General features: G+C 44.7%; 26 protein-coding genes and 1 tRNA gene. 22 read left to right on the top strand and 5 right to left on the bottom strand.

The features are described from left to right. The first annotated feature begins 2 nt into the window (after nt 1-2). From scpB to ICN40_RS11860, 4 genes are all read left to right on the top strand, one after another. On the top strand, nt 3-791 hold the full coding sequence (scpB, locus tag ICN40_RS10220; RefSeq protein ID WP_216121445.1) for a methylmalonyl-CoA decarboxylase: 789 nt from the start codon (nt 3-5) through the stop codon (nt 789-791). A gap of 59 nt (nt 792-850) precedes the next feature. Then, a complete protein-coding gene (locus ICN40_RS10215) occupies nt 851-1,753 on the top strand; it encodes a pseudouridine synthase (RefSeq protein ID WP_216243841.1) in 903 nt (300 codons plus the stop codon). Nucleotides 1,754-1,851: 98 nt separating this feature from the next. Beyond that, nucleotides 1,852-2,169 carry a hypothetical protein gene (locus ICN40_RS10210; RefSeq protein WP_216243839.1) on the top strand — a complete coding sequence of 106 codons (318 nt, stop codon included), beginning with the start codon at nt 1,852-1,854 and terminating at the stop codon, nt 2,167-2,169. Nucleotides 2,170-2,174: 5 nt separating this feature from the next. Further along, on the top strand, nt 2,175-3,005 hold the full coding sequence (locus ICN40_RS11860; RefSeq protein WP_216243837.1) for a GGDEF domain-containing protein: 831 nt from the start codon (nt 2,175-2,177) through the stop codon (nt 3,003-3,005). A gap of 26 nt (nt 3,006-3,031) precedes the next feature. On the opposite strand, the gene ICN40_RS10200 is transcribed toward ICN40_RS11860, so the two are convergent. Then, nucleotides 3,032-4,672 carry an FMN-binding glutamate synthase family protein gene (locus ICN40_RS10200; protein ID WP_216243836.1) on the bottom strand — a complete coding sequence of 547 codons (1,641 nt, stop codon included), beginning with the start codon at nt 4,670-4,672 and terminating at the stop codon, nt 3,032-3,034. A 161-nt stretch (nt 4,673-4,833) separates the two neighbouring features. Here ICN40_RS10200 and ICN40_RS10195 point away from each other — a divergent pair, with 161 nt between their 5' ends. The 13 genes from ICN40_RS10195 (at nt 4,834) to ICN40_RS10135 (ending at nt 17,573) form a co-directional block, all read left to right on the top strand. Continuing rightward, the gene (locus ICN40_RS10195; protein ID WP_215320084.1) at nt 4,834-5,217 is read left to right on the top strand and encodes a translational machinery protein; all 384 of its coding nucleotides are present in this window, start codon (nt 4,834-4,836) and stop codon (nt 5,215-5,217) included. Between the two features lie 23 nt (nt 5,218-5,240). Beyond that, on the top strand, nt 5,241-5,495 hold the full coding sequence (locus ICN40_RS10190; RefSeq protein WP_215320082.1) for a hypothetical protein: 255 nt from the start codon (nt 5,241-5,243) through the stop codon (nt 5,493-5,495). 523 nt (nt 5,496-6,018) lie between these two features. Then, nucleotides 6,019-6,111 (top strand): K(+)-transporting ATPase subunit F, encoded by a 93-nt coding sequence (gene kdpF / locus ICN40_RS10185; RefSeq protein ID WP_215277305.1) that lies wholly within the window; start codon nt 6,019-6,021, stop codon nt 6,109-6,111. Then, on the top strand, nt 6,108-7,898 hold the full coding sequence (gene kdpA / locus ICN40_RS10180) for a potassium-transporting ATPase subunit KdpA (protein ID WP_216243835.1): 1,791 nt from the start codon (nt 6,108-6,110) through the stop codon (nt 7,896-7,898). The genes kdpF and kdpA overlap by 4 nt, the downstream gene beginning before the upstream one ends. Nucleotides 7,899-7,916: 18 nt before the next feature. Then, a complete protein-coding gene (kdpB, locus tag ICN40_RS10175) occupies nt 7,917-9,992 on the top strand; it encodes a potassium-transporting ATPase subunit KdpB (protein ID WP_216243834.1) in 2,076 nt (691 codons plus the stop codon). Nucleotides 9,993-10,020: 28 nt separating this feature from the next. Then, the gene (kdpC, locus tag ICN40_RS10170) at nt 10,021-10,590 is read left to right on the top strand and encodes a potassium-transporting ATPase subunit KdpC (RefSeq protein WP_216243833.1); all 570 of its coding nucleotides are present in this window, start codon (nt 10,021-10,023) and stop codon (nt 10,588-10,590) included. A gap of 5 nt (nt 10,591-10,595) precedes the next feature. Continuing rightward, nucleotides 10,596-13,289, top strand: coding sequence for a DUF4118 domain-containing protein (locus ICN40_RS10165; RefSeq protein WP_216243832.1), 2,694 nt, complete (start codon nt 10,596-10,598; stop codon nt 13,287-13,289). 19 nt (nt 13,290-13,308) lie between these two features. Then, the gene (locus ICN40_RS10160; protein ID WP_216243831.1) at nt 13,309-14,001 is read left to right on the top strand and encodes a response regulator; all 693 of its coding nucleotides are present in this window, start codon (nt 13,309-13,311) and stop codon (nt 13,999-14,001) included. A 260-nt stretch (nt 14,002-14,261) separates the two neighbouring features. Beyond that, entirely contained in the window at nt 14,262-15,344 is a 1,083-nt protein-coding gene (gene dusA, locus ICN40_RS10155) for a tRNA dihydrouridine(20/20a) synthase DusA (protein ID WP_308281781.1), read from the top strand. 67 nt (nt 15,345-15,411) lie between these two features. Then, nucleotides 15,412-15,487: transfer RNA gene (locus ICN40_RS10150), tRNA-His, on the top strand. 85 nt (nt 15,488-15,572) lie between these two features. Then, nucleotides 15,573-16,901: an ATP-dependent RecD-like DNA helicase gene (locus ICN40_RS11825; RefSeq protein WP_216243827.1), complete on the top strand. Its 1,329-nt coding sequence runs from the start codon at nt 15,573-15,575 to the stop codon at nt 16,899-16,901. Nucleotides 16,902-16,956: 55 nt separating this feature from the next. Further along, nucleotides 16,957-17,247, top strand: coding sequence for an AbrB/MazE/SpoVT family DNA-binding domain-containing protein (locus tag ICN40_RS10140; protein ID WP_255561308.1), 291 nt, complete (start codon nt 16,957-16,959; stop codon nt 17,245-17,247). Beyond that, the gene (locus tag ICN40_RS10135; protein WP_216860768.1) at nt 17,241-17,573 is read left to right on the top strand and encodes a type II toxin-antitoxin system PemK/MazF family toxin; all 333 of its coding nucleotides are present in this window, start codon (nt 17,241-17,243) and stop codon (nt 17,571-17,573) included. Before ICN40_RS10140 ends, ICN40_RS10135 begins: the two co-directional genes overlap by 7 nt. Before the next feature lie 7 nt (nt 17,574-17,580). On the opposite strand, the gene ICN40_RS10130 is transcribed toward ICN40_RS10135, so the two are convergent. Together ICN40_RS10130 and ICN40_RS10125 are read right to left on the bottom strand one after the other, a co-directional pair. Continuing rightward, a complete protein-coding gene (locus ICN40_RS10130) occupies nt 17,581-19,167 on the bottom strand; it encodes a gamma-glutamyltransferase family protein (protein ID WP_216243824.1) in 1,587 nt (528 codons plus the stop codon). A gap of 22 nt (nt 19,168-19,189) precedes the next feature. Continuing rightward, complete coding sequence (locus ICN40_RS10125; RefSeq protein ID WP_216243823.1) at nt 19,190-20,170, bottom strand: tripartite tricarboxylate transporter substrate binding protein; 981 nt, start codon at nt 20,168-20,170, stop codon at nt 19,190-19,192. Nucleotides 20,171-20,259: 89 nt separating this feature from the next. On the opposite strand from ICN40_RS10125, the gene ICN40_RS10120 reads away from it, so the two are divergent. From ICN40_RS10120 to ICN40_RS10110, 3 genes are all read left to right on the top strand, one after another. Further along, nucleotides 20,260-21,600: an aspartate aminotransferase family protein gene (locus ICN40_RS10120; protein ID WP_216243994.1), complete on the top strand. Its 1,341-nt coding sequence runs from the start codon at nt 20,260-20,262 to the stop codon at nt 21,598-21,600. Between the two features lie 63 nt (nt 21,601-21,663). Beyond that, on the top strand, nt 21,664-21,942 hold the full coding sequence (locus tag ICN40_RS10115; protein WP_215357080.1) for a type II toxin-antitoxin system RelE/ParE family toxin: 279 nt from the start codon (nt 21,664-21,666) through the stop codon (nt 21,940-21,942). An 8-nt stretch (nt 21,943-21,950) separates the two neighbouring features. After that, nucleotides 21,951-22,265 carry a HigA family addiction module antitoxin gene (locus ICN40_RS10110; protein ID WP_216243822.1) on the top strand — a complete coding sequence of 105 codons (315 nt, stop codon included), beginning with the start codon at nt 21,951-21,953 and terminating at the stop codon, nt 22,263-22,265. A 15-nt stretch (nt 22,266-22,280) separates the two neighbouring features. Here the strand turns inward: ICN40_RS10110 and ICN40_RS10105 are convergent, their stop codons facing one another. Together ICN40_RS10105 and ICN40_RS10100 are read right to left on the bottom strand one after the other, a co-directional pair. Continuing rightward, nucleotides 22,281-23,009, bottom strand: a complete 729-nt coding sequence (locus tag ICN40_RS10105) for an LrgB family protein (protein ID WP_216243821.1) — start codon at nt 23,007-23,009, stop codon at nt 22,281-22,283. After that, a complete protein-coding gene (locus tag ICN40_RS10100) occupies nt 23,002-23,349 on the bottom strand; it encodes a CidA/LrgA family protein (protein ID WP_072583529.1) in 348 nt (115 codons plus the stop codon). Before ICN40_RS10100 ends, ICN40_RS10105 begins: the two co-directional genes overlap by 8 nt. A gap of 218 nt (nt 23,350-23,567) precedes the next feature. On the opposite strand from ICN40_RS10100, the gene ICN40_RS10095 reads away from it, so the two are divergent. Both ICN40_RS10095 and ICN40_RS10090 read left to right on the top strand, forming a co-directional pair. Next, on the top strand, nt 23,568-24,719 hold the full coding sequence (locus ICN40_RS10095) for a branched-chain amino acid ABC transporter substrate-binding protein (protein WP_216122558.1): 1,152 nt from the start codon (nt 23,568-23,570) through the stop codon (nt 24,717-24,719). A gap of 31 nt (nt 24,720-24,750) precedes the next feature. Continuing rightward, nucleotides 24,751-25,683 (top strand): branched-chain amino acid ABC transporter permease, encoded by a 933-nt coding sequence (locus ICN40_RS10090; protein WP_216122556.1) that lies wholly within the window; start codon nt 24,751-24,753, stop codon nt 25,681-25,683. Nucleotide 25,684: the final 1 nt, after the last annotated feature.

The raw sequence follows: 25,684 nt of genomic DNA, 5'->3' as shown, positions 1-25,684 counted from the left end.
CATTGAACTATCAATACATCAAAACAGAGCAGGCTGATTTAATCGCCACAATTCGGTTTAATCACTACGAAAAGCGTAATGCATTAAGTGAGCGCTTGATAGAAGAGATGCATCATGCTTTAGAAGAGTTTGGTAAGCAAGATGTGCGGGTCTTGGTGCTGAGATCAGATCAAAAGAATAAAGTTTGGTCTGCAGGCCATGATGTGATGGAATTGCCTAGATCAGAGCGGGATCCTTTGCCCGCTGATGACCCAGTTATGGTCTTGCTTCAATCCATCAGAGCCTTTAGGGCGCCGGTGATAGCCATGGTAGATGGGTCAGTATGGGGCGCTTCGACTGATTTAATCATGAGTTGCGATATTGCCATTGGTGACCATGACTCCACCTTTGCAATTACACCGGCCAAGTTAGGGCTCCCCTATACCGCGAGCGGAATTCTGCATTTCATGTCACGCATGCCCTTGAATGTCGTCAAAGAGATGTTTCTGACTGCTGACCCTATTGGCGCTGATCGTGCCTTGCAGATTGGCATCCTGAATCATCTCTACGTCTCCGGTGAATTAGAGCTAAAAACTTACCAAATGGCTCGAACCATTGCTTCGCGTTCACCCCAGGCTAACTCTGTGCTCAAAGCCCAAGCGCAAATGCTCTCTGATGCTGCAGTCATGAATCCTGCCGTATTTGAACACCTACAATCCTTGCGCAAGAATGTGTATATGGGAAGTGATTACCGAGAGGGTATTACCGCCTTCCTAGAAAAGCGCGACCCAGTATTTGGTCAGGCCAAATAAAGCAACGCTAATAACACTCAGGGAAAAGCTTAAAATAGGGCTCCTATCTATGGGGCGCTATGAGCACACAAGTTAATTCAGAGGGAGTCTCAGCATCGCGGGTGTATTTGCCTGCAGATCAAACTCATCTGAATTTGCTGGCATTTTTTGTTGCTCAGTTTCCGCACATTAGCGAAGTAGAGTGGATCGATCGCTTTCATGAAGGGCTTGTTCTCGACCAAGAAGGCCATGCCCTTAATGCAAGTGACGCCTATATGCCCAATACTCACTTGCTGTACTTCAGGCGACTAGCTCGCGAGCCAGAGATCCCATTTGAAGAGCAGATCCTCTATCAAGATGAACATATTCTGGTTGCAGATAAACCCCATTTCTTGCCTGTAACGCCAAGCGGACTTTACTTACATCAAACTTTATTAAATCGACTTAAGAAAAAAACAGGCATCCAAACACTCAGCCCGATACATCGAATTGATCGTGATACTGCAGGGCTAGTTATCTTTTCAGTTAACCCAAGTGAAAGAGCTCAATACCAAAATTTATTCAGGGATAGGGCAGTCAAAAAGGTGTATGAAGCAATAGCACCGTATTCTGAAGAATTAGAAAAACAGCTTCCAATCACTTATCAAAGCCGCATTCAAGAATCGGAACATTTTCTGCAAATGCAAGAAATTGAAGGTGAGCCAAACTCAGATACCTTGATTGAGCTCATAGCAACAAACAGGCCATGGGCTAAGTATCGACTTACCCCGGGTAGCGGCAAAAAGCATCAACTGCGTTGCCATCTCAATTCCCTCAATATCCCCATGAAGCATGATCAGATCTACCCCATACTTACGCCTTACCAAGAATATGATTTGGACTTTTCAAAGCCATTACAACTGCTTGCCAAAGAGATAGGGTTTATTGATCCTATGGATGGGTCAAAAAGAGCTTTTAATAGTCTTCAAGACCTAGTACTTTAGTCCTAAATCCCTTGATTTTGGATGTTGGGGGTGCTTTAGGCACTAAAAATAGGCATAAAACCTAGCACGATATTAGCTCTCAAGCTAACATGTTACCCATGATGTCTAAACCTCGTTACCGCTGGCTATTAAATCGATTGAGGCACAAGCCAACCGGTCTGGAAGAGTGCAGCCCCGACCTCATTGTGGAATATGTAAAAGCAACCGGTGCAAAAGTCTTTTATCGTTCCAATGAATATCCACGCTGCCCGCAATTAAGTCGTGACTTTAGTAAGCTCGTCAAACATAAATTGGTAGCGCGTAAAAGATCGTTTCTATATGACCTCAATGGATTTATGGTGTCTCCAAGATCGACCTATGTGTATCGATTAACGCCTGCGGCTGCAAATTCGCTCACTTGGGTGGATCGAGAGTGACACAAGTGAATAACATCGAAAGTCTGTTCGGGATCAAGCCAAAAATTGCCGTGCTGCTTGGATTTGGTTTGCTGTTAGTGATTTTAATGATCGATGTCTTATCGCCCGATGATTACCGATTGGTTTTGCTCTACTTATTTCCTGCAGCAATCATTGCATTAAATGCGAAGTCAATGAAGGTAGTCATCGCAGCTCTGATTATCGCTACCTTATTTGAAAATTACTTTCTCTTTAGGGATGGGTATTTCCCCGTCTTCTTTACCAAGATAGAAGTATTAAACATTGCCATTCGTTTTCTGGCAACCCTATTAATCATGTGGCTTGCCAGGTCGCTCAGACGTAGTCAACTGCGCGTAAATCTTCTAGCGAATACCGATTCATTGACGGGTTTATGGAATAGGCGCTGGGCTCGCATCATGATAGAGCAGGCGATTGCAAGGCTAGAAGAGGCCCAGGAAGTATTTTCTGTCGCGCTGATTGACGTAAATGACTTCAAAAAAATTAATGATGTTCGAGGGCATTTGGTAGGCGATCAGGTTTTGACAAAGATCGCACATACCTTGATGGAATTTACAGTCGAGAATATTATGTTTTTCCGCTTGGGCGGCAATGAGTTTTTGATTGTTGCATCGAAGGAAGATGAGCAGCAAATGCATCAGATATGTGGCGATATTGTTAAAACAGTTGATCAGACGATGAGTGACTCCGGATACCCAGTTAGCTTAAGTATTGGCATGGCTACATATAGCGATACAGCCAGATCCGTCTCAGAAATCCTGCATGAAGTAGATCTAGAGATGTATCGCCATAAAACTGAAGGTAAAAAGCCTCAATAAAACCCTTCTGTAGGAATGCTGTAGACCTAGGCTTTCAGGGCAGAAAAGCTTTGGGCCTGGGAGCGATGCCAATACAGCTCAAATACTCTTGGTAGATTCAGACTCGGATCTATGTGCTCAGCCTTGAGTAGCAGGCCAGCAGGCATCTCAGGAAGCAGGAAAGAGAGAAGTCGAACTTCATGTTTGCTAATACGCCTGATGATATGAGGGGCATCAATTTCACCGGGATGATGTAATCCAGCGGCCTCCACCAGCTCCTTCAAAGTCTTCAGGGTTTCATTGTGGAAGTTGTATACGCGCTCAGCTTTATTTGGCACTACCAATGCTTTCTGACGCAATGCATTCTGAGTGGTGACGCCAGTAGGGCAGTTACCCGTATTGCAAACCTGAGCCTGTATACAGCCAATGGAGAACATAAATCCACGAGCACTATTACACCAATCAGCGCCTAAAGCAAAAACCACAGCCATATCAAAGGCGCTAATGATCTTGCCAGCGCAACCAATTTTGATGTGATCTCGCAGGTTCACGCCTACTAAGGTGTTATGAACTAAGCGAAGACCTTCTTGAAGCGGTGTACCCACGTGATTAGTAAACTCTACTGGCGATGCGCCAGTTCCACCTTCAGAGCCGTCTACTACGATAAAGTCTGGATGAACGCCAGTCTCCAGCATGGCTTTGACAATGCCAAACCATTCCCAGGGGTGACCAACGCAGAACTTAAAGCCAACTGGCTTACCTCCTGAGAGGTCACGTAGTTTCTTCACAAAGTAAATGAGCTCAAGCGGTGTAGAGAAGGCACTATGTGATGCGGGGGAGATGCAGGCTTCCCCTTCCTTGACGCCACGTGCTGCAGCTATTTCAGCTGTTACCTTGGAACCTGGCAGGATGCCACCATGACCAGGCTTAGCACCTTGGCTCAATTTGATCTCGATCATCTTGACCTGAGAATCTAAAGCATTCTCTTCATACTTTTTTTCATTAAAACTTCCGTCGGTATTACGGCAGCCAAAGTAACCGGAGCCAATTTCCCAAATGAGATCGCCACCATGAACGCGATGATATTGAGAGATCGAGCCTTCCCCGGTGTCATGAGCAAAGCCACCCATTTTGGCACCAAGATTTAAAGCCAAAATAGCGTTGGCACTAAGTGATCCAAAGCTCATGGCTGAGATATTAAAGATGCTGGCTGAATATTTTTGTTTGCAATCTTTGCCGCCAATCTCGACCCGGAAATCATGGCTAGGTAAACGGGTAGGGGCTAATGATTGATTAATCCACTGATAGCCAGGGGCCATTACATCCAGAGTGGTACCAAAAGGAATTTGATCCGGTACAGCTTTAGCGCGTGAATAGACTAATGTGCGCTGCTCTTTTGAAAAAGGGGTCTCATCATTGTCACCCTCGATAAAGTACTGGCGAATTTCAGGTCGAATGAATTCAAGCATGAAACGCAAATGACCAATAACAGGGTAGTTCCGAAGAATGGCTACTTTGGTTTGTGAGACGTCATACATGCCCACGAATGATAAAAAGCCAAATAGTAGGAAGAAATTCCAAGCCTGTGGATGCAACTGTAAAGAGACAAAGCTGACAATGGCCCCCAGGATGCAGAGGGAAAATGGAATATATCGGATGGGTAGGTATTTATTGGGTGACATGGCCATAATTAGCTTAAATGTGAATGGTCTGAGTATACGAATTTAATACTAATACAAACAATTTGACATAAATCAAGCCTAATAGCGCTTCTTTAGTGATTTTCAGTAATCCTTAAGCATTGCAGGAGTATTCTGAAAGAGTAGTTAATACTAATCATAGGAAGAATATGTCACTAAACCATGCGGTAATTTGGATTGACCATAAAGAAGCTCACGTAATGTTCTTGAGTGAAGAGGCTAGCGAAGCTGAAGTGATTCGCAGCAAAAGTACCCACACTCATCTGCATCACAAAGCCAATGAAGTTGGTAGTGGAAAAGTCGCTTTAGATTCCAAATATTTGCATTCAGTTATTAATGCCGTGAATGAATCCAAAGAAATTTTGATTCTTGGCCCAGGTTCTGCAAAACTAGAACTCATCAAGCACGCGCACAAACATGATGCCAATATCGCAGAAAAAATTGTTGGTGTAGAAACGGTTGATCATCCTACTGATAAAGAAATTCTTGCTTATGCACGCAAGTTTTTCTATAAAGTAGATCAAATGATTTAAAAAACGAATCAAGGAAATTGAAAATGAAAGAAACTCAAGAACCTTTAGGTCCAGATGGCCTCCCTGGACATGATTATTTTCTAGATGCAGTAAATCATATTGATGAAGCTGTAGCAAACAATACGATTGCTGCTGGCGCTGCCAAAGGCTTGGTATTCAGTTTGGTTGAAACCTTAGGTGCAATGGTAGGTGATCCGGATTTACCGAATCATCTGAAGTCCGGCTATATGGGCGCTTTGGATCTGGCGGTTGAGTTAGAGGCGAAGCTTTCTAAATAAACTATCAAGAGCGTCTAGAGTAAAGGGCAACTTCGGTTGCCCTGTTGCATTTAAAATGGCGATCAATCGCAATTTAATCGAAGTTCATGATCAACACTCCAAAGAAACGCTTAGCAGTCGCCCCCATGGTGGATGGGGGCGATATAGCCATCTAAGCTATATAGATTAAGGCTCTAGATTTTCAAAAACCACTTTAGGGCAAATTTAGGACAAGAATTTAATGCCATATTTTGGTGTAAAAATTCCTTATATCTAGACATCCTAGGAGTTTTTATCAAATGACCCAAGGTCTGCTATTGGCCTTGTGCAGTCATATCCCAGAAGGCACCTAAAAGCATTATTTGCAGGATTTTTATACAAATCCACTCAAATCTTTATAACTTTTTTACACACTTCTTTATAAGATCAAACCATCTAATTGGATAGAGGTGGATATGAGCTTACTGTTTCTCGGCTGCATTTTTATATTTCTTGCGCTGACCATTGGTCTGGCTAAGGGTTGTGCACGATTGAGGGGTGAAAAATGAACTTTATTCAGATCATTAGTGGCTTAGCCGCTGTATTACTTTTAATTTATTTAGTTGCTGCACTATTAAATCCAGAGGACTTCTCATGAGCACCCATGCTATTTTGACAATTGTTCTTTATGTTGGGGTCTTATTGCTTTTAGCGTATCCCCTTGGAGGCTTCATTAATAATGTGATGAGCGGACAAGCAATTGCCTCTAAGAAACCCTTTAGATCAATTGAAGGTTTCATATACAAGGTATGTGGCATTGATCCAGATGTTGAAATGAGCTGGTTAAGCTATGCAATTGGATTAATTACTTTCAATATCCTTGGTGTTTTATTTGTCTTTGGATTGCAGTTATTTCAGAGCGTCCTTCCTCTGAATCCCCAGGGCTTAGCGAGCATTTCCCCTGACTCATCCTTTAATACCGCCATTAGTTTTGCCACGAATACCAACTGGCAAGCCTATGTTGGGGAGGGAACAATGAGTTATCTCACCCAAATGCTGGGTCTCACAACACAAAACTTCCTATCTGCTGCAAGCGGCATTGTTGTCGTGATTGCACTTATTCGTGGCTTTGCTAGAAATAGCATTAAGACAATTGGCAATCTTTGGGTGGATTTAACCCGCATTACCTTATACGTGTTGGTACCCATGGCAGTTGTATATGCAATCTTTCTGGTTGGTCAAGGTTCCATTCAGAACTTTGATGCATACAAGGATGTCAAAACAGTTGAGGTAACTAAGTTTGATGCGCCTAGGCTTGATGCCGATGGTCAACCACTCAAAGATGAAAAGGGCGTAGTTTTAACAGAGCCAGCTTCGACAGATCAGCAAACTTTGCCTATGGGCCCAGTGGCCTCTCAAGAGGCAATCAAGATGTTGGGCACTAATGGCGGGGGTTTCTTTAATGCAAACTCTGCACATCCATACGAAAACCCAACACCTTTATCTAATTTCATTCAGATTCTGTCTATCTTTTTGATTCCAGCTGCATTGTGTTTTACCTTTGGTCGAATGGTTGGAGATAAACGACAAGGATGGGTAGTTTTAGTAACAATGCTGCTCATTTTCTTAACAGTGACTTTTACCGCCGTTCATTTCGAGTCTCAGGCCAATCCAGTTATCGCTAGCCTAGGTGTAGATGGCTCTATGGGAAATATGGAGGGCAAAGAAACTCGCTTTGGAATCGATGATTCCAGTATTTTTGCGAGCATTACAACGCTTGCCTCATGTGGTGCAGTCAATTCAATGCATGATTCTTTTATGCCAATGGGCGGCTTTGTTCCTCTTTGGAACATGATGCTTGGTGAGGTTGTATTTGGTGGCGTAGGGACAGGCCTGTACGGAATGCTGGTCTTTGCGATCCTAGCAGTATTTATTGCCGGGTTAATGATTGGTCGCACCCCTGAATATCTTGGCAAAAAGATTGAGTCCTACGAAATGAAGATGGTCGCAATTGCAATCTTAGTTACTCCTATCTTGGTATTGGTAGGCACAGCAATTGCGGTGATGAGTGCCGATGGGGTTGCGGGAATTGCTAATCCTGGCGCTCATGGTTTTTCTGAGATTTTGTATGCGTTTACCTCGGCCGCCAATAACAACGGTAGTGCCTTTGCGGGCCTCTCAGCAAATACGCCTTTCTACAACAGCTTGTTAGCGATTGCAATGTGGTTTGGTCGTTTCGGAGTCATCGTGCCAGTGCTTACGTTAGCTGGTGCATTTGCAGCCAAAAAGAAAATAGCGGTGAATGAGGGGACTATGCCTACGCACGGACCACTCTTTGTTGTCCTCTTGGCTGGCACCGTGATTTTGGTTGGAGCATTGAACTATGTGCCAGCCCTTGCTCTTGGCCCCATTGTTGAGCAATTAATGCTCCCAGTGATTCATTAATTAATCTCGGAGATAAAAATGACTAAAAGAAAATTAGGCATGTTTGATGCCGAGTTAGTTAAACCAGCCATTGTGGATAGCTTTAGAAAGTTAAGCCCGTCAACTCAATGGCGAAACCCAGTGATGTTTGTTGTCTATATCGGCAGCATCCTGACTACCTTATTGTGGATACAGTCTTTATATGGAGAAGGTGAGGCTTCCTCGAGTTTTATCCTAGGGGTCATGCTTTGGCTTTGGTTTACAGTGCTCTTTGCGAATTTTGCCGAAGCATTAGCAGAAGGTCGCAGCAAAGCTCAAGCAGCATCGCTGAGGGGCTTAAAGAAAGAGACATGGGCTAAGAAGGTAAAAGCGGCCAATATTCCTGAGAATTGGGATAACCGTCCAGCATCAGAGCTTGTCTCCGCAACACAGTTGCGTAAAGGCGATATTTTTATTGCTGAGGCAAATGATGTGATTGCTGCGGATGGTGAGGTTATTGCAGGTGTTGCTTCTGTTGATGAGTCTGCTATTACTGGGGAATCAGCTCCAGTGATTCGTGAGTCTGGCGGAGATTTCTCCTCTGTAACTGGAGGTACTCGTGTTCTATCGGATTGGATCGTTGTTCGTGTAACAGTGAATCCGGGCGAGACCTTCATTGATCGAATGATCTCGATGGTAGAAAACGCTAAGCGTCAAAAGACGCCAAATGAAATCGCTTTAACAATTTTATTGGTGGCGCTAACAATTGTTTTCTTGGTGGTGGTTGCAACTTTACTGCCATTTTCTATGTTTAGTGTTGCTGCAAGTGGCAGCGGATCACCAATTCAGATAACAGTTTTGATTGCGCTATTAGTTTGCTTGATTCCTACAACTATCGCGGGTTTGTTATCTGCAATTGGAGTTGCTGGTATGAGCCGTATGATGGCCGCCAATGTCATTGCAACCTCTGGCCGTGCTGTGGAAGCTGCAGGTGATGTCGATGTGCTCTTGCTAGATAAAACAGGCACTATCACCTTGGGCAATCGTCAGGCATCCAATTTTTTAGCTGCATCTGGAGTAACCGAGGCAGAACTTGCTGATATTGCCCAATTAGCATCATTGGCAGATGAAACCCCCGAGGGCAGAAGTATCGTTATCCTCGCCAAGCAGAAATTTAATATCAGAGAGCGGGAGATCAACTCCATTGGCGCTCAATTTGTGCCATTTACCGCTCAAACTCGTATGAGTGGCGTGGATATGAATGGAGAGCAAATCCGTAAAGGCGCTGCAAGTGCGATTCAAAAACATATTGAATCCTTGGGTGGCCAATTTCCTCAGGAAGTTCTGAAAGCGGTTGATGACGTATCTCGACGTGGCAGCACACCTTTAGTTGTATCGCAAGGTACACGTGTTATGGGCGTAGTTGAGCTCAAAGACATTGTTAAAGGCGGCATCAAGGAGCGCTTTAACGAACTGCGTCAGATGGGTATTCGTACCATCATGATTACTGGCGACAATAAATTGACTGCTGCTGCTATTGCTGCTGAAGCGGGGGTAGATGATTTCCTGGCTGAAGCAACGCCTGAAGACAAGTTAGCATTGATTCGTAAGCATCAGGCTGAAGGCCGTTTAGTGGCGATGACTGGAGACGGAACAAATGATGCTCCAGCGTTAGCGCAAGCAGACGTAGCTGTGGCGATGAACTCTGGTACTCAAGCTGCTAAAGAAGCGGGCAACATGGTCGATTTGGATTCGAACCCTACGAAGTTGATTGAAGTGGTTGAGACTGGTAAGCAAATGCTGATGACCCGGGGATCATTAACGACATTTAGTATTGCTAACGACGTAGCAAAATACTTTGCCATTATTCCAGCGGCTTTTGTGGCGACATATCCGCAGCTTGAGGCATTAAATGTAATGCATCTCTCAAGTCCGTCATCGGCTATTTTGTCTGCGGTGATCTTTAACGCCTTAATCATTATTTTCTTGATTCCATTGGCGCTAAAGGGAGTTGCGTATAAGCCCTTAGGCGCAGCCGCACTCTTGCGCAGAAATATGACGATTTATGGCTTAGGCGGTCTTATCGCTCCATTTATTGGCATCAAGATCATTGATTTAATTATTTCAATCATTTGATCGCTAGACGATATATTAAGGATAGAAAATGAAATCCATCATGAGAAGTTGTTTAGGACTATTTGTTTTGTTAACTGTGATTACTGGTGTTATCTATCCAGTATTTGTCACGGGATTAGCGAAGACGCTTTTTCCAAGTAAGGCGGTAGGAAGCATTGTTTATCAAGGCGATCAGGCTATTGGTTCAGAGTTGATTGGGCAAAACTTTACTGATGTTAAGTACTTTTGGGGTAGGCCATCAGCTACTGGGCCCCAACCCTACAATGCCACCGCATCTAGTGGATCAAATCAAGGCCCATTAAATCCAGCCTTGGCAGATGCTGTTAAAGGACGAATTGAAGCATTGCAGAGCGCTGATCCAGGCAATACATTGCCAATACCTATGGACTTAGTAACCGCATCCGCAAGTGGCTTGGACCCTGAAATTAGTCCCCAGGCTGCGCAATACCAAGCATCACGTGTAGCGAAGGTGCGCAAAATGAGTATTGATCATGTCAATCAACTCATAGCAGCAAATACACAAGACCGCCAATGGGGAATTTTCGGAGAGCCTCGTGTTAATGTATTAAAGCTTAATCTTGCTTTAGATGGAAATTAAACTGCATGCCTGAGTCACGACCAGACCCCGATCAATTACTTGCTCGTATACAGAGCCAAGAAGTTCAGTCTGGTCGAGGTAAATTAAAGATCTTCTTTGGAGCGAATGCTGGGGTAGGTAAAACCTATGCAATGCTTTCTGCCGCTCATGAGCAAAGCAAAAACAAGCGAGTGATTGCTGGTGTCGTAGAGACACACGGTCGAAAAGACACTATAGCAATGCTTGATGGCATAGAAGTTCTACCCTTAAAGGAAATTGACTATAGGGGCAAGAAGCTCAAGGAATTTGATCTTGACCAAGCCCTGATTGAAAAGCCTGATTTAATCCTCATGGATGAGCTTGCTCATTCAAATGCAGCAGGCTCAAGGCATCCGAAGCGCTGGCAAGATGTTGAAGAGCTCTTGGCAGCTGGTATCGACGTCTACTCCACAATCAATGTGCAACATATTGAAACTCTGAACGATATTGTTGGCGGAATTACGGGTGTTAGGGTTTGGGAAACAGTCCCAGACCATATATTTGACTCTGCGGACGAAGTTGTTATAGTTGATCTACCTCCCGACGAGCTGCTGCAAAGGCTTAAAGATGGGAAAGTTTACCTTCCCCAGCAAGCCGAAAGAGCTACGCAAAACTTTTTCCGCAAAGGAAATCTAATTGCGCTACGAGAATTAGCGCTACGTCGCTCGGCAGATCGTCTGGATGGCGAAATTATTAAATACCGTAAAGATAATTCGGTATCCAATGTTTGGAAAACGCGCGAGTCTATTTTGGCTTGTATCGGCCCTGGAGATGAGGCAGAGAATGTTATTAGAAGTGCTGCAAGAGTTGCTGCACAGCTTCAAATTCCATGGCATGCCATTTATGTTGAAACTCCTAAATTGCAAAACCTCTCTCAAAAGTCTAGGGAGCAAATTCTAAAAACCATCTCTATGGCAGAGGAGATGGGGGCAAAAGCAGTAACAGTTGGCGGAACGGATGCAGTTGAGTCCATTATTAATTACGCTAGAGAGCATAACCTTTCAAGGGTCATCGTGGGTACTGGCGCTCTTAGTAGATGGCAAATTTGGAGAAGGGCGTTTTCAGAATCAATCTCTAGACATGCCCCTGATTTAGATGTGCTCAAAATTGCTCAGGGTACAAACTCGACAAGCATTACGCGTGATGGCTTTGATATTGAATCCTTAGTTTGGCAATTAAAAGCTCCTTGGCAATCTTATGCATTGAGCTTGCTAATCTGCGGTATTGCTGGAGTTGTCGCAACACCTCTGAATACCATAGTGGAACTACCAAATATTGCCATGCTGTTTTTGCTGGCAGTCGTTTTGGTATCCGTTAAATTTGGCTTAGGACCATCTTTAATGGCCTCAGTTGTTAATGTACTTGTATTTGACTTCTTCTTCGTGCCGCCACGTTTTTCATTTGCAGTCACAGATGTCCAGTATTTATTTACTTTTGCGGTAATGTTAGTTGTTGGTTTGATTACAGCAAAACTGACTACTGGATTGACTTATCAAGCTAAAGTTGCCAATCGACGCGAGCAAAGGGTGAAATCTCTTTATGAGATGTCTAGAGATTTATCAGGCGCCTTGATGCCAGAGCAAGTGGCTGAGATTAGCCAGCATTTTGTTGAAATTGAATTCAAAGCTAGATCTACCTTGTTATCGGCCGACGATGATAATCAGTTGTTAGAGATTGTTATCGATAAGAAAGCCAATATTCAGGCAGATTTATCTATTGCTCAATGGGCTTTTGATAATTCTAAAGAGGCTGGCAACGGCACTGATTCTTTGCCAGGCGCGCCTTTGCTGTACATTCCTTTGCGAGCACCAATGCGTACTCGTGGAATCTTGGTGATTGATGCTCCAAGTTCTACCCGCTTAAAGTCCCCTGAGCAGCGTAGATTACTCGATACATTTGCTCGTTTGCTGGCAATCTCGTTAGAGCGAATTCATTATGTTTCAGTCGCCCAAAGCTCGACAGTGCAAATTGAATCAGAACGCTTAAGAAACTCTCTGTTATCGGCTATTTCACATGATTTACGAACTCCACTCACTGCATTGGTTGGATTGACTGATGCGTTGGAGATGTTAGATGCACCACTGACTTCCGAGCAAAAAGAGATTGCAGTGCTTTTGCGTGAAAAAGCTTTAAAAATGAGTTCACAAGTAAGTAATCTATTAGATATGGCCCGACTTCAGTCTGGTACGGTCCAATTAAATAAACAATGGTTTCTGATTGAAGAGGCAATTGGTGCCGCCATCAAGGCTGTTGAGTCGGCGAGTGAAGGTAGGCATGTCACAGTGACGTTACCTCCTGATTTGCCCCTATTAAATTTTGATGCGGTTCTGATAGAGCGTGTCTTTATTAATCTTCTAGAAAATGCTTATAAATACACCCCTAAAAACAGCAGCGTATCTATAGGTGCTTCAGTCGCTTCTCCACACTCTGTCGAGATTTGGGTGCAGGATAATGGACCTGGTCTTCCCAGGGGGAAAGAGGAAGATATTTTTAGAAAATTTGAGCGAGGCAATAAAGAAGGTGCAATTTCTGGTGTTGGCCTGGGGCTCACTATTTGCAGGGCCATCATTGAGGCGCATGGCGGCAAGATCACTGGAAAGACAATGGAAGGTGGCGGTGCGCGGTTTACCTTTAGCTTGCCCCGGGGTAATCCCCCTAAAATTGATGTTGAAGATCAGTAGAAGTTGATAAGGTAGCTAGATGTCACAACCAATTCCCGTCGCAATCGTTATCGAGGATGAGCCAAATATTCGTAGGCTTATCAAGATGGCCTTAGAGGCAGAGCAATTTCAGGTATTTGAGGCGGCTACCGTTTCTCGTGGACTAATAGAAGCGGGCTCACGTCAACCGGATGTAGTGTTAGTTGACTTAGGTCTGCCTGATGGTTCGGGCATTGACTTCATTCGAGATATTAGAACTTGGTCGGACGTGCCAATTATTGTGGTTTCTGCAAGAACCCATGAGGATGACAAAATCGAGGCCCTAAATATTGGCGCCGACGATTACCTATCAAAACCCTTTAGTCCTGGGGAGCTAGTGGCTAGGGTCCGAGCGCAGCTACGTAGGCGTTCGATGGCATCCGATAAGGGTGAGACGGTTTTCATATTTGGAAATATCAATGTTGATTTGACAACAAGGATCGTAAAGCGGGAAACGGAAGTTCTTCATTTAACCCCCATTGAGTATCGTTTACTAGCATTTTTGGTTACACACCCTAACATAGTATTAACTCATAGACAGCTATTGCTCGGAGTCTGGGGGCCTAACGATGTTGAGAATCATCACTACGTTAGGATTTACATGGGGGCGGTTCGTAAAAAAATTGAAGATGATCCCGCACAGCCAAAACATGTTGTTACTGAAACTGGTGTTGGATATAGGTTTCTCTTCTAGGCTGGCTTACCATGACAGTTCGCTATGGGTCTAGCAGCCGCTTTAATGATCACAAGTATGATGAATTTAGGACAAATTTAGGACAAATTGCTCTGATAGTTTTTAGAAATATGTAAATAAGTAGTGCAACTTGAGTTTTTCTTGATACATTTTTATTTCTACAATCATCTCTCTTGAAGATTCCAGAGATCAGGTTTTATTTGGCTTCCAGCCAAAACACACTAAAATAATCAGTAATAAATTATTGATAAAAAGTGTCTGTGGAAAACAAGAAAAAGAAGAGATTGTGCACTGCACCAATGATGGAGTGGACTGATCGCCATTGCCGTTCTTTTCATCGCACGCTCACTAAAGAGGCTGTTCTTTATACAGAGATGGTTACTTCTGGTGCCTTGATGCATGGAGATGTCCCGCGTCATTTAGATTATTCACCAGAACAGCACCCCGTCGTTTTGCAATTAGGCGGCTCAGAGCCCGGCGACTTAGCAAGGTCTGCCGAACTAGCTCAACAGTGGGGTTACGATGAAATCGATCTCAATTGCGGTTGCCCCTCAGAGCGCGTGCAACGTGGTGCCTTTGGCGCCTGCTTAATGGCTGAGCCTAATTTAGTTGCAGACTGTGTGCGCTCTATGAGGGGAGCGGTTGATATTCCGATCTCCGTAAAGCATCGTCTGGGCTTGGACTCGATGGATGCCGCAAATTCTGAAGCTGATTACCAATTTGCGCTGAACTTTATTCTTGCTGTTGCCGATGCTGGTGCCAGTCAGGTAACCATTCATGCACGTAATGCAGTGCTTAAAGGTTTATCGCCAAAAGAGAATCGCAGCAAACCACCGTTGCGTTATGAAGTAGCTGCAAAGCTCAGAGTAGATGCGCAGAAGCAATTTCCGAATCTCAAAGTATTGCTTAATGGTGGTTTGGAAACTAATGAACAAATTGCTGGCCACTGGGATGACTTTGATGGTTTCATGGTGGGAAGGGCTGCATATCATTTTCCTGCGTTGCTCTTAGGTTGGGATGACATGATCAACACGGATGGCGATGCTGCTGGATATCTTTTTAGTGAAACCGAGTGGCACCGCATTCAGATTGCCTTGGTTAAACAAGTGCAAGCTTGGTTTGATGAATGCCAAGCCAAAGGCAAGCCTTTTTATATTGGGGCTTTTACAAGACATATCCTCGGCTTGGCTCATGGCCGGGCGGGATCACGGTATTGGCGCCAACGCCTCTCTGATCATCACGCTTTAGCTAAAGTTCAGAGTAAAGCCGCCATCTTGGATTTCTTTATAGATGCAAGCCTGTGTCTTGGGGATTGGGCAGCTTTTGAGTTCGACAGTGCCTAGAAACAGGTCTTGAGGGGATGTTTTTGACAGGTTTTTGAGCAAAAAGCTATAATCTAGGTCTTCAGTGGCGGACGTAGCTCAGTTGGTAGAGTCCCAGATTGTGATTCTGGTTGTCGCGGGTTCGAGCCCCGTCGTTCGCCCCACAGAATTAAAGTAAAAAACTCCTCATTGTGACCCTTTTTTACTTTCCGCCATCCGTGTGTAGCCGATGCCGTGAAACAATAGGGAATGACTAATCCTGTTGTAGATTCCTCCGAAATTGAAATTACCCCCGATTACCAAGCGGTAATTGAGGCTATTGAGCGTCACGATCCTTACATCTTCGTTAGCGGTAAAGCGGGCACTGGAAAAACGACCCTCATCGGCTACTTACGAGAAACCATACCGGGTAACGTCGTAGTAGTCGCTCCAACAGGGGTTGCCGCGCTCCAGGTTAAAGGAGTGACCATTCATTCCTTCTTTAGGTTGCCTCCACGACTCATTTTTCCAGAAGAAGATATCAAGCCGCTGCGCGATAAGCGCCTTTATAAAGATATCCGCTTACTCATCATTGATGAGATCTCGATGGTGCGTGCTGATGTCGTAGATGCCATGGATTTATTTCTGCGTGAGAACGGTCCGCAAAAAGGCAAGCCCTTTGGTGGCATTCAGGTGATGTTTGTGGGGGATTTATTCCAGCTGCCACCAGTAGTTTCTAGTGCGGATATGCAAGTCCTAGCAGAGCGTGGTTACGAAGGACCTTATTTCTTTTGCGCTATGGCCTTGCATCGCAAAGACGTCACGATGGTAGAGCTCTCCAAGATCTTCCGTCAGAAGGATGAGCACTTCGCAGGCTTATTAAATCGCATTCGAATTAATCATGACATTGATGAGGCTCTCGATACTCTAAATGCACAGTGCTATCGCAAAGATGCTGAGATAGATGAGCAGACCATTACTCTGACCACTACAAATGCACGAGCAGATCAAATCAATGGTGCTGGCTTGCGCGCAATTACCGTTGAGGGTAAGGTCTACGCAGGTCAGTCAACGGGTAAATTTAATATCGACGAACGCAATTTACCTTCACCCAACAATTTAGTGCTTAAGGTAGGCGCTAAAGTCATGTTCACCGCAACGGATCCTGGATTCCCTAAGCGCTGGGTCAATGGAACGATCGGCGTAGTGCGTGAGTTACTGCCAGATAAGGTGAAGGTAATGGTGCAAAACGAGCCTTATGCAAATACAGTGGAAGTAACAGGTCATCAATGGGAGTCTTATCGTTACGATCACGACATGATGTCTGGAAAGATATCCCCCAGCATCATCGGCACTTATGTTCAGATACCGCTCATGCTGGCTTGGGCTGTAACGATTCATAAGAGCCAGGGCAAAACCCTCGATAAAGTTAAGGTTGACCTATCGTCAGGTGCATTTGCCTCAGGACAAGTTTATGTTGCCCTAAGCCGTTGTAAAACGATTGAAGGCATTTCTCTACAGAGACCGATTGAACCCAGGGATGTGAGCTGCGATCAGGAGATCAAGCGTTTCTATCTGAATTGCTTGTCTTCCAAATAAGGCTATTTTTTCTTATTTGACGTTTGCTGGCTTATGTAATAACATTGTTATTACTATGAAACAGAGCCATAAATCCAATGCTGAAACTACAGCACCACTGCAGGTAGCTATTCGAGCTATTGGCAACTCTAAAGGCGTGGTTATCCCGAAGATTATTCTTGAACAATCTGGAATAAAGGAGATTGTTGAAATGTCAGTCGACGGAGAAAAAATTGTTTTAAGTAAACCTAAAAATACTGTGAGAGAGCATTGGGCTCAAGATGCCCAAAGCCTTGCTAAGGTTGGCGAGGATAAGTTGGTGCTTGGAGATTTTGCAAACGAAGAAGATGGAGATTGGGTTTGGTAAAGAGCAATGTTTCTCGTGGAGAAATTTGGCTTATCAATTTAGATCCTACGATCGGAAGTGAAATTAAAAAAACACGTCCTTGTATTGTGGTATCACCTCAAGAGTTAAATGACCATTTGCGCACCATCATTGTTGCGCCCATGACTAGCAAGGGTAGACCTGCGGGCTTTCGGGTATCTATTACGCATGATGGTAAGAGGGGGCTGATACTTTTAGATCAAATCAGAGCTGTTGATAAAGCGCGCTTAGTCAAGAAAGTGGGCAAGAGCAATCCAAAAACCCTATCTGCCAGTCTTGGCGTGCTACAAGAGGCTTTTGCTATTTAGTTCTTTATTAGAAGCCAGCTGCCAATCCATCTCTACGGTGATCACTGCCAGCAATAAAAGCAGAGTCGGCATCTTCTGAGAGCTTGGCAATTGCTTGTGCGCTACCAAAGTCCAAGCTGTTTGCTGGTTGTACAGCAACCTCATGTCCTAGCGCTTTCAATCCATCAACCACGCTCTGGGGCATTGCCGCTTCCACAGTGAGCTTGCCTACATCATCAATACGCCAGCGAGGCGCATCAGAACAGGCTTGTGGATTGAGGTATTCATCCACAAAGCGCATCACGAATTGAATATGACCCTGCGGCTGCATATTGCCACCCATTACGCCAAATGCCATAGTAGGTTTGCCATTCTTGGTGAGGAAGGCGGGAAGAATAGTGTGGAAAGGGCGCTTGCCTGGCGCAACTTGGTTAGGGTGTCCATCTTCTAATCTGAAGCTCATGCCACGATTATGAAAAGCAATACCGCCCGGGGCTACCACCCCAGAACCAAAACCTTTGAAGTTAGATTGAATATACGAAATCATCATGCCGGATTCATCGGCGGCGCATAGGTAAACAGTGCCACCAGAATGAGGATCTCCAGGCCCATAGCTACCAGCCTTATTGTGATCAATCATGGCTGCGCGACTAGCTAAGTAATTCCGATCTAATAGGGAGCTCACTGGCATTTGCATGGAGCGTGCATCAGAAACGTAGGCATAAACATCAGCAAACGCCATCCGCATGGCTTCAATTTGCAAATGAATGCGTTGCGCTGAGTTAGCAGGGTATTGCTTCACATTGGCTGCTTGCAGAATACCTAAGGCAATTTGAGCGGCGATACCAGATCCGTTTGGCGGAATTTCATGGAGAGTGTAGTCACCATAATCGAAGGCTAAAGGCTCAACCCATTCTGGCTGGTTATCGGCGAAGTCTTGCATAGTGAAGCAACCGCCAGTAGCCCCTGCAAAGTCCACCATACTTTGTGCAAGCGGACCCTTATAAAAAGAATCGCCTTCTGTAGCGGCAATTTCTTTTAAGGTTTTGGCTTGTGCGGGGTATTTCCAGATTTGTCCGGCTTGAGGTGCTTTGCCATCAACTAAGAAGGATTCTGTAAATCCCGGTTGGTTTTTTAGAATCGGAATAGCCTCACGCCATTGACGAGCGATAACAGGTGAAACCGGAAAACCATTTTCCGCATAGTCAATCGCACGTTTAAACAATTGTGCAAACGGAAGCTTGCCAAACTTTCTGGAGAGTTCAATCCAGCCAGCAACCATGCCGGGGACGGTGACTGTATTCCAGCCAATGAGATCCATCGCAGATTTACCAGAAAAATACTCTGGCTTCCAAGCAGCAGGGGCTCGGCCAGAGGCATTTAAGCCATGTATCTTCTTACCATCCCAGAGGATTGCAAAACCATCTCCGCCTATGCCATTCATCGTAGGCTCAACTACAGTCAGTGTGATTGCAGTTGCAAGTGCTGCATCCACTGCGTTGCCACCACTCTGCAGAGCCTCGATACCTGCTTGAGTGGCAAGTGGTTGAGAGCTCGCAACAGTGTTTTTAGCTAGAACAGGGGCACGACTTCCAAAAGGAGGGGATATCAACATAAGAGCTTATCTATTTAACGGCTTAATCTACTTTAACATTCGCTGACTTTACAGCCTTATCCCATTTGCTGGCTTCACTTGCGGTGATTTCAGACAATTTTTCGGAGTTTGCAAACTGAGGATGAATGCCTTGGGCTGCCATACGCGCTTTGAAATCAGGATTCGTGAGAATTTTACGAATTTCTGTTTCTAATTTTGCAATGATTACTGGAGAAGTTCCTTTGGGAACATATACCGCATAGAAGTTTTCCACATCAAACTGATTCATACCATCTTGTCCGAGAGTGGGAACATTGGGCAATAAAGGGGAGCGTTCTGCTGCGGCGATCGCAATCGGGCGTAGCTTACCACTCTGAATATGGGGCAATGAGGCAGTCACACTATCAAACATCATCAGGGTGTTGCCCGCAATCAAATCTGGCAAAGCAAAACTGCTGCCCTTATAGGGGATATGGGTTCCTGTTGCGCCGATACGTTGCATAAACAAAGTGGACTCTAAGTGGGAGAGACTGCCATTACCTTGAGATGCGTAATTAAAGTCACCCTTTTTAGATTTGATAAATGCAATAAGCTCCGGGAGATTCTTTGCTGGAACGCTTGGGTTCACCACAATTAAATGAGGAATTGTTCCAATTAATGCCACCGGAACAAAATCTTTCTGCAAATCAGCCGGCGGATTTTTAAATAGGGCTGAAGAAATCGATTGATTTGTCAGCGCACTAATGTTGATGGTGTAACCATCAGGAGCAGATTTAGCGGCGGCTTGTAGGCCAATCATTCCACCGGCGCCAGGTTTATTTTCGACAACGATGGATTGACCCAATGCTTCGGCTAAAGGCGCAGTCACACTACGCGCAAAAATATCAGTAGATCCGCCTGCAGGAAAGGACACAATCGCAACAATCGGTTTTTTAGGCCAATCTGTATCGGAGGCGGCAAGCGCCAAGTTACTTAAAGTCAACAGTCCTAAGGAGCCAAGGATGAGGGATTTGAAATAGCGCATTTAATGATCCGAGAGTGAGATGAGTAATATAGTATTGGAAATTCAGAATCTAGTTTTAAAAAGATCAAATAGAGAAACGCATGACAACAATGACTAAAACAACCAGCGGAATTGATATGTCAGCTTATTGGCTGCCATTTACACCTAACCGCTACTTTCAGCACCATCCGAAGATCATGCAGTCAGCTAAGGGAGCTTACTACTTTGATGATCAGGGTCGTAAGCTATTTGATGGCTTATCTGGGCTGTGGTGCTCTCCATTGGGGCATGCTGATCCACGTATTGGTGCAGCGATTCAAAAGCAGTTTGAAACGATGGATTATTGCCCTGCATTTCAGATGGCTAGTGAAACAACTTTTAGCTTGGCTAGTCGAATTGCAAAGATGGCGCCGGAGGGATTGGACAAAGTATTTTTCACCAACTCTGGTTCTGAGGCGGTTGATACTGCATTGAAGATTGCCATTGGTTATCACCGTGTAATGGGTAATGCATCCCGTATTCGACTGATTGGTCGAGATCGCGCTTATCACGGTGTTGGTATTGCCGGTATATCCGTAGGTGGCATGGTCGCCAATCGCAAAATGTTTGCCAGCATGATGATGCCCGGTGTAGATCATTTGCCGCACACGTTAAATCTTTCGCAGATGGCTTTCTCAAAAGGGCAGCCTAAGTGGGGAGCACATTTGGCAGAAGAGTTAGAAAAGATTGTTGCTCTTCATGATGCCAATACGATTGCTGCTGTCATCATGGAGCCTGTACAGGGATCAACCGGAGTAATAGTTCCACCGGATGGCTATTTACAAAAGATTCGTGAGATCTGTACTAAGCACGGTATTTTGCTGATCTTTGATGAGGTGATTACTGGCTTTGGGCGCTTAGGCGCAAACTTCGGTGCCGATCGTTTTGGTGTAACGCCCGACATGATTACGTTTGCCAAAGGAATTACCAATGGTGTTATTCCCATGGGCGGGGTGATTGTGCGTGGCGATATTTATGACAACATTATTTCGAATGGTGGTCAAGAGCAGGCGATTGAATTTTTCCATGGCTATACCTACTCAGGTCATCCAATACCGGCAGCTGCAGGCCATGCAGTGCTCGATATCTTTGAGTCTGATGATTTGGTCAATCGGGCTCGAGCACTAGAACCTGTTTTAGAAAATGGACTTCATGCCCTAAAGGGTAAGTCTGGCATTTTGGATATTCGTAACTTTGGTTTATCTGGCGCTGTTGAGCTTGATCCTGTGCCAGGAAAGCCAGGTCTACGTTCCATGAAGGTGCTGGAGGCCTGCATCGAAAGAGGTGCTTTAGTAAGGGTGGCTGGTGACGCTATTGCCGTAGGCCCCCCATTTATATCCAAGCCTGAAGAAGTGGAATTTCTGTGTAGCGTTTTAGGTGATGCTATTGATGAGGCGATGAAGGTTAATTAACCGCGTAAATATTAGGCTTTTAATTGGCTTGAATTATTGTATAGCTACGCTATACAATATGGTATGATTAAATCGTTTAGGCATAAAGGATTGCAGTTATTTTTTGAAACTGGAAGCCGTGCTGGCATTCAAAGTTCGCATGCTCCTCGTCTTTCAAGACAATTATCCAGATTGAATGAGGCCCGTAATTGGGAGGATGTGAATATTCCTGGCTGGCGATTACATTCCTTAGGTGGAAAACTGGTTGGCCACTTTTCAATTTCAGTTAGTGGAAACTGGAGAATTACTTTTAGGTTTGAAGGCGAAGATGTAGTGTTGGTCAATTATCAGGACTACCATTGATGATAAAAATGAGAAAAATGCACAACCCCCCGCATCCAGGACTCACCTTGCGTGATGATATTCTCCCTGCTTTAGGGATTACTGTTACTGCCGCAGCTGATCAGCTTGGTGTGACTAGAGCCGCTTTATCTCGAGTATTAAATGCTAAAGCTGCAATTTCGCCTGAGATGGCATTGAGAATTGAGGCATGGTTAGGCGTTGAAAATGGTGGCAGTGCAAGTATTTGGTTGGCCCAACAGTCTGCTTATGATTTGTGGAAAGCTAGAAAGACTATTAAACCTAAAGTGAAGCACATACAAATACCGGATTTACTGGCCGCCTAATTATTGGCGACTCAATTAGCGATTAAATAAGTGATAGATCACAGGAATCGCTACCGCACTAACAACGCCATTCATGCCCATCGCTAGGCTGGCGTATGTTCCTGCTTCAGGATGAATGCTAAACGCACGTGAGGTGCCGATACCATGAGCGCCAATGCCAATCGCAAAACCTCTTTGCCACCAAGCTTTCATACCCAATGCGTTCAATACAAAGGGTGCCAAGATAGCACCTAGTATTCCGGTGCTCACGGCAAAGATGGCCGTTAGAGTGGGTGAGACGCCAATACGTTCTGCAATACCCATGGCAATTGGTGCTGTGACTGATTTGGGATACATTGCCCCAGTAATGCTGGAGTCCGCCCCGAGCATAGTAGCAATACCTACCGCACTAATGATTGAAACCAATCCGCCCGTGCATAGCGAAGCAATCAAAGGGATTGATCTCCCCTTAAGGCTACTTAATCCCCTATAGATGGGGATTGCTAAAGATACTGTCGCCGATCCCAATAGAAAGTGAATAAACTGAGCGCCCTCAAAATAGGTTGAGTAGGGCATTTCAATAAATTGAATCGTACTTGCCACAATCAGAATGGCAATTGCTACTGGATTTGCTAATGGATTCTGATGACTAGCCTTATAAATGCTGAGTCCAATTTGATAGGCCGCTAGCGTAATAAACAGGGCAAAAAGCGGGCTTCCTGATAGGTAAACCCAAATCTCAACGATGGAGTGCTTTTCACTCATGAGATTCTTTCCTGCTCAATAAACGGGCGACTAACGCACTAGAGGCAATAGTGAGGATGACGCTACCGATGAGAGCGCTAATAATGGCCCATGCATTTGCTTTAAGCTGGGGCAAGAAAAGCACCACGCCAACGGCAGCTGGAACAAAGAGAAGTCCAAGGTACTGACTAAAGCCATCACCCACCATAGCTAAGTCGGCATTAATTCCTTTGCGCAAAACAAGCCACAGCACCAAGAGAACCAAACCAATGACCGGTCCAGGGAGGGTCGGCAAAAGGAACTTGGAAACGAGTTCGCCCAAACTTTGAAAGAGAAGGATTTGTACGAGACCAAAAATCATGTGCTTATCTTACCGCTTGCGTGAATAGAGTGCCCAGATATCCATCCTAGTGCCAGAGGCACCAAAGAGGGGGTTTTTCTAGAGTCTCACCATAACCTCCTGAGTTAAATTTATTGTGTACGGGGATGCACCGATGATCCCAGTCAATATCTTGTAGACAAAACCTTGCTACACTGGTTCGAAAATAGCAGTTCATATTAATAAACAGGAGATTCAACATGAAGTCACTCGTATCTGGCTTGCTTCTTGCTTTGTGTTCCAGCCTTTCTTTTTCTGTATCGGCTAAAGATACGGTCAAGATTGCCTACATTGGGCCGTTGACCGGAGGTGTTTCTGCAAATGGGATTGGCGGTCGTAATTCTGCTGATCTAGCAGTTCGCCTCAAAAACCAAGACCCGAATGCTAAATATAAGTATGAATTGGTTATTGCAGATGATGAGTGCAAGCCAAACGTAGGTGTTCAAGTGGCTACGAAAATTGCGTCAGATAGCTCTATCATCGCAGGTGTAACCCATTACTGTTCAGCAGTCGCAATGAGCACTGTCGATGTTTATCATAAGTTTGGATTACCAGTGATGGTGTGGGGTGCTGTTCTACCTGAAATCACTTATGGTAATGACTATAAAGAGATTCATCGCGTAAACGGTACGATGATTAATCAAAATGAAGTGGCAGCAAAATTCTTAACTGGCTTAGGCTACAAGAAGTGGGTCATCATTCATGACACTACCGATTACGGCAAAGGTCACAATAAGTATTTCTCTCAGTTCCTCACTAAAAATGGCGGTCAGATCTTGGGCACCTTTGGTGTCACTGCCGATCAACAAGATTTCACGGCTGAATTAACCAAAATCAAGCAGTTGAATCCTGAAGTGGTTTACTTTGGCGGTCTCACACCAATTGGTATTCGTATCCGCACACAAATGGATCGCTTGGGTATCAAGGCCGTATTTGAAGGAACCTCTGGAATTAAGTCTGATGCTTACATCGAGGGCCTGGGTAAATTATCTGAAGGCTCTTTGTCCTTCATCGAAGGCGCGCCATGGGAAAAACTCCCAGGTGGACTTGAGTTCATTGCCAAGTATTCACAACAAAAGTATCCGGATGCGCCTGAAGCCTACGGTCCTTTTGCCTATACCGCTACTAATTTGATCATGGCTGCAATTGAAAAGGCAGGCCCTAATCGTAAGAAGGTAATGGAAGTTTTAAACAATACCCAAAACGTAGAAACGATTATTGGCAAAGTCAGTTTTGATGATCATCGTCAAAACATTGTTCCTTTGATCTCTAAGTATGTTGCGCAAGATGGCAAATGGGTTCTCTGGGAAGATAGTCTCTATGCTAAGAAGCAGCGTAAGTTAGGTCAGTAATTGAAATCGTAGTAGAAGAGGGTAATTTTGCATGTCATTTGATATTTTTTTGCAGTACTTGCTCAATGGTTTGATGTTGGGTGTAATTTATGCAATCGTGGCAGTTGGATTTACCCTCTACTTCGGTGTTTTAGATGTCATTAAGTTTTCTCATGGTGACATCCTCATGGTGGGGGCCTTTGCTGGCCTCACCGCTTATATCGGTATAGCCGAGACCTTTACTTCTCCTTGGCTACAGCTTCTAGTGTTAATAGTAGTGAGTCTGGCTGTTGCAGCCTTTCTTGGCGCAGTCATTGCGCGCTACCTCATTCTGCCTTTGCAGAAAGCGCCCCCAATCAACACCTTATTGGTAACTTTGATGTTGGGCCTAGCGCTGCGTGAATTAGTCCGTTTGTTTTATCCAAATGGATCGAATCCAAAACCTTTTCCAAAGTTACTGCCTGTAGACGGCATTGCTCTCGGTGAATTTACGTTGCGCTCCGACAGTCTTATCTTGCTTATCACCGGCGTCTTAATCATTATTGCCGTTCAACGCCTGATCACCAAGAGCAAGATTGGCTTAGCTATTCGTGCGGTTGCACAAGATAGCGAAACAGCACGCATTATGGGCATTAACTTCCATCGAATTGTCTTGATCACATTTATGTTGGGTTCAGCTTTGGCTGCACTAGCTGGCCTAATGAACGGCCTGTATTACAACGAAGTCAACTTCAGTATGGGTTTATTGCTAGGTGTAATTGGCTTCTCGGCCGCTGTAGTAGGTGGCTTAGGAAATTTCTATGGAGCAATTGTGGGAGGGTTTTTATTTGCAGGACTCCAAACGATTGGCGCTGTTTTGTTACCCGCCATCATGCCGAGCGTTCCTAGCGCCTATAAGGATGTCTTTGCATTTGCAGTAATTATCATCATCATGGGATTAAAGCCTACAGGCTTGATTTCTGAAAAATCCAGCGAGCGAGTTTAAA

The organism is Polynucleobacter sp. Fuers-14, from assembly GCF_018882045.1.
Classification (GTDB): domain Bacteria; phylum Pseudomonadota; class Gammaproteobacteria; order Burkholderiales; family Burkholderiaceae; genus Polynucleobacter.
Note: the sequence above shows the minus strand (reverse complement) of the source record. Positions and strands in the feature narration are given on the sequence as shown.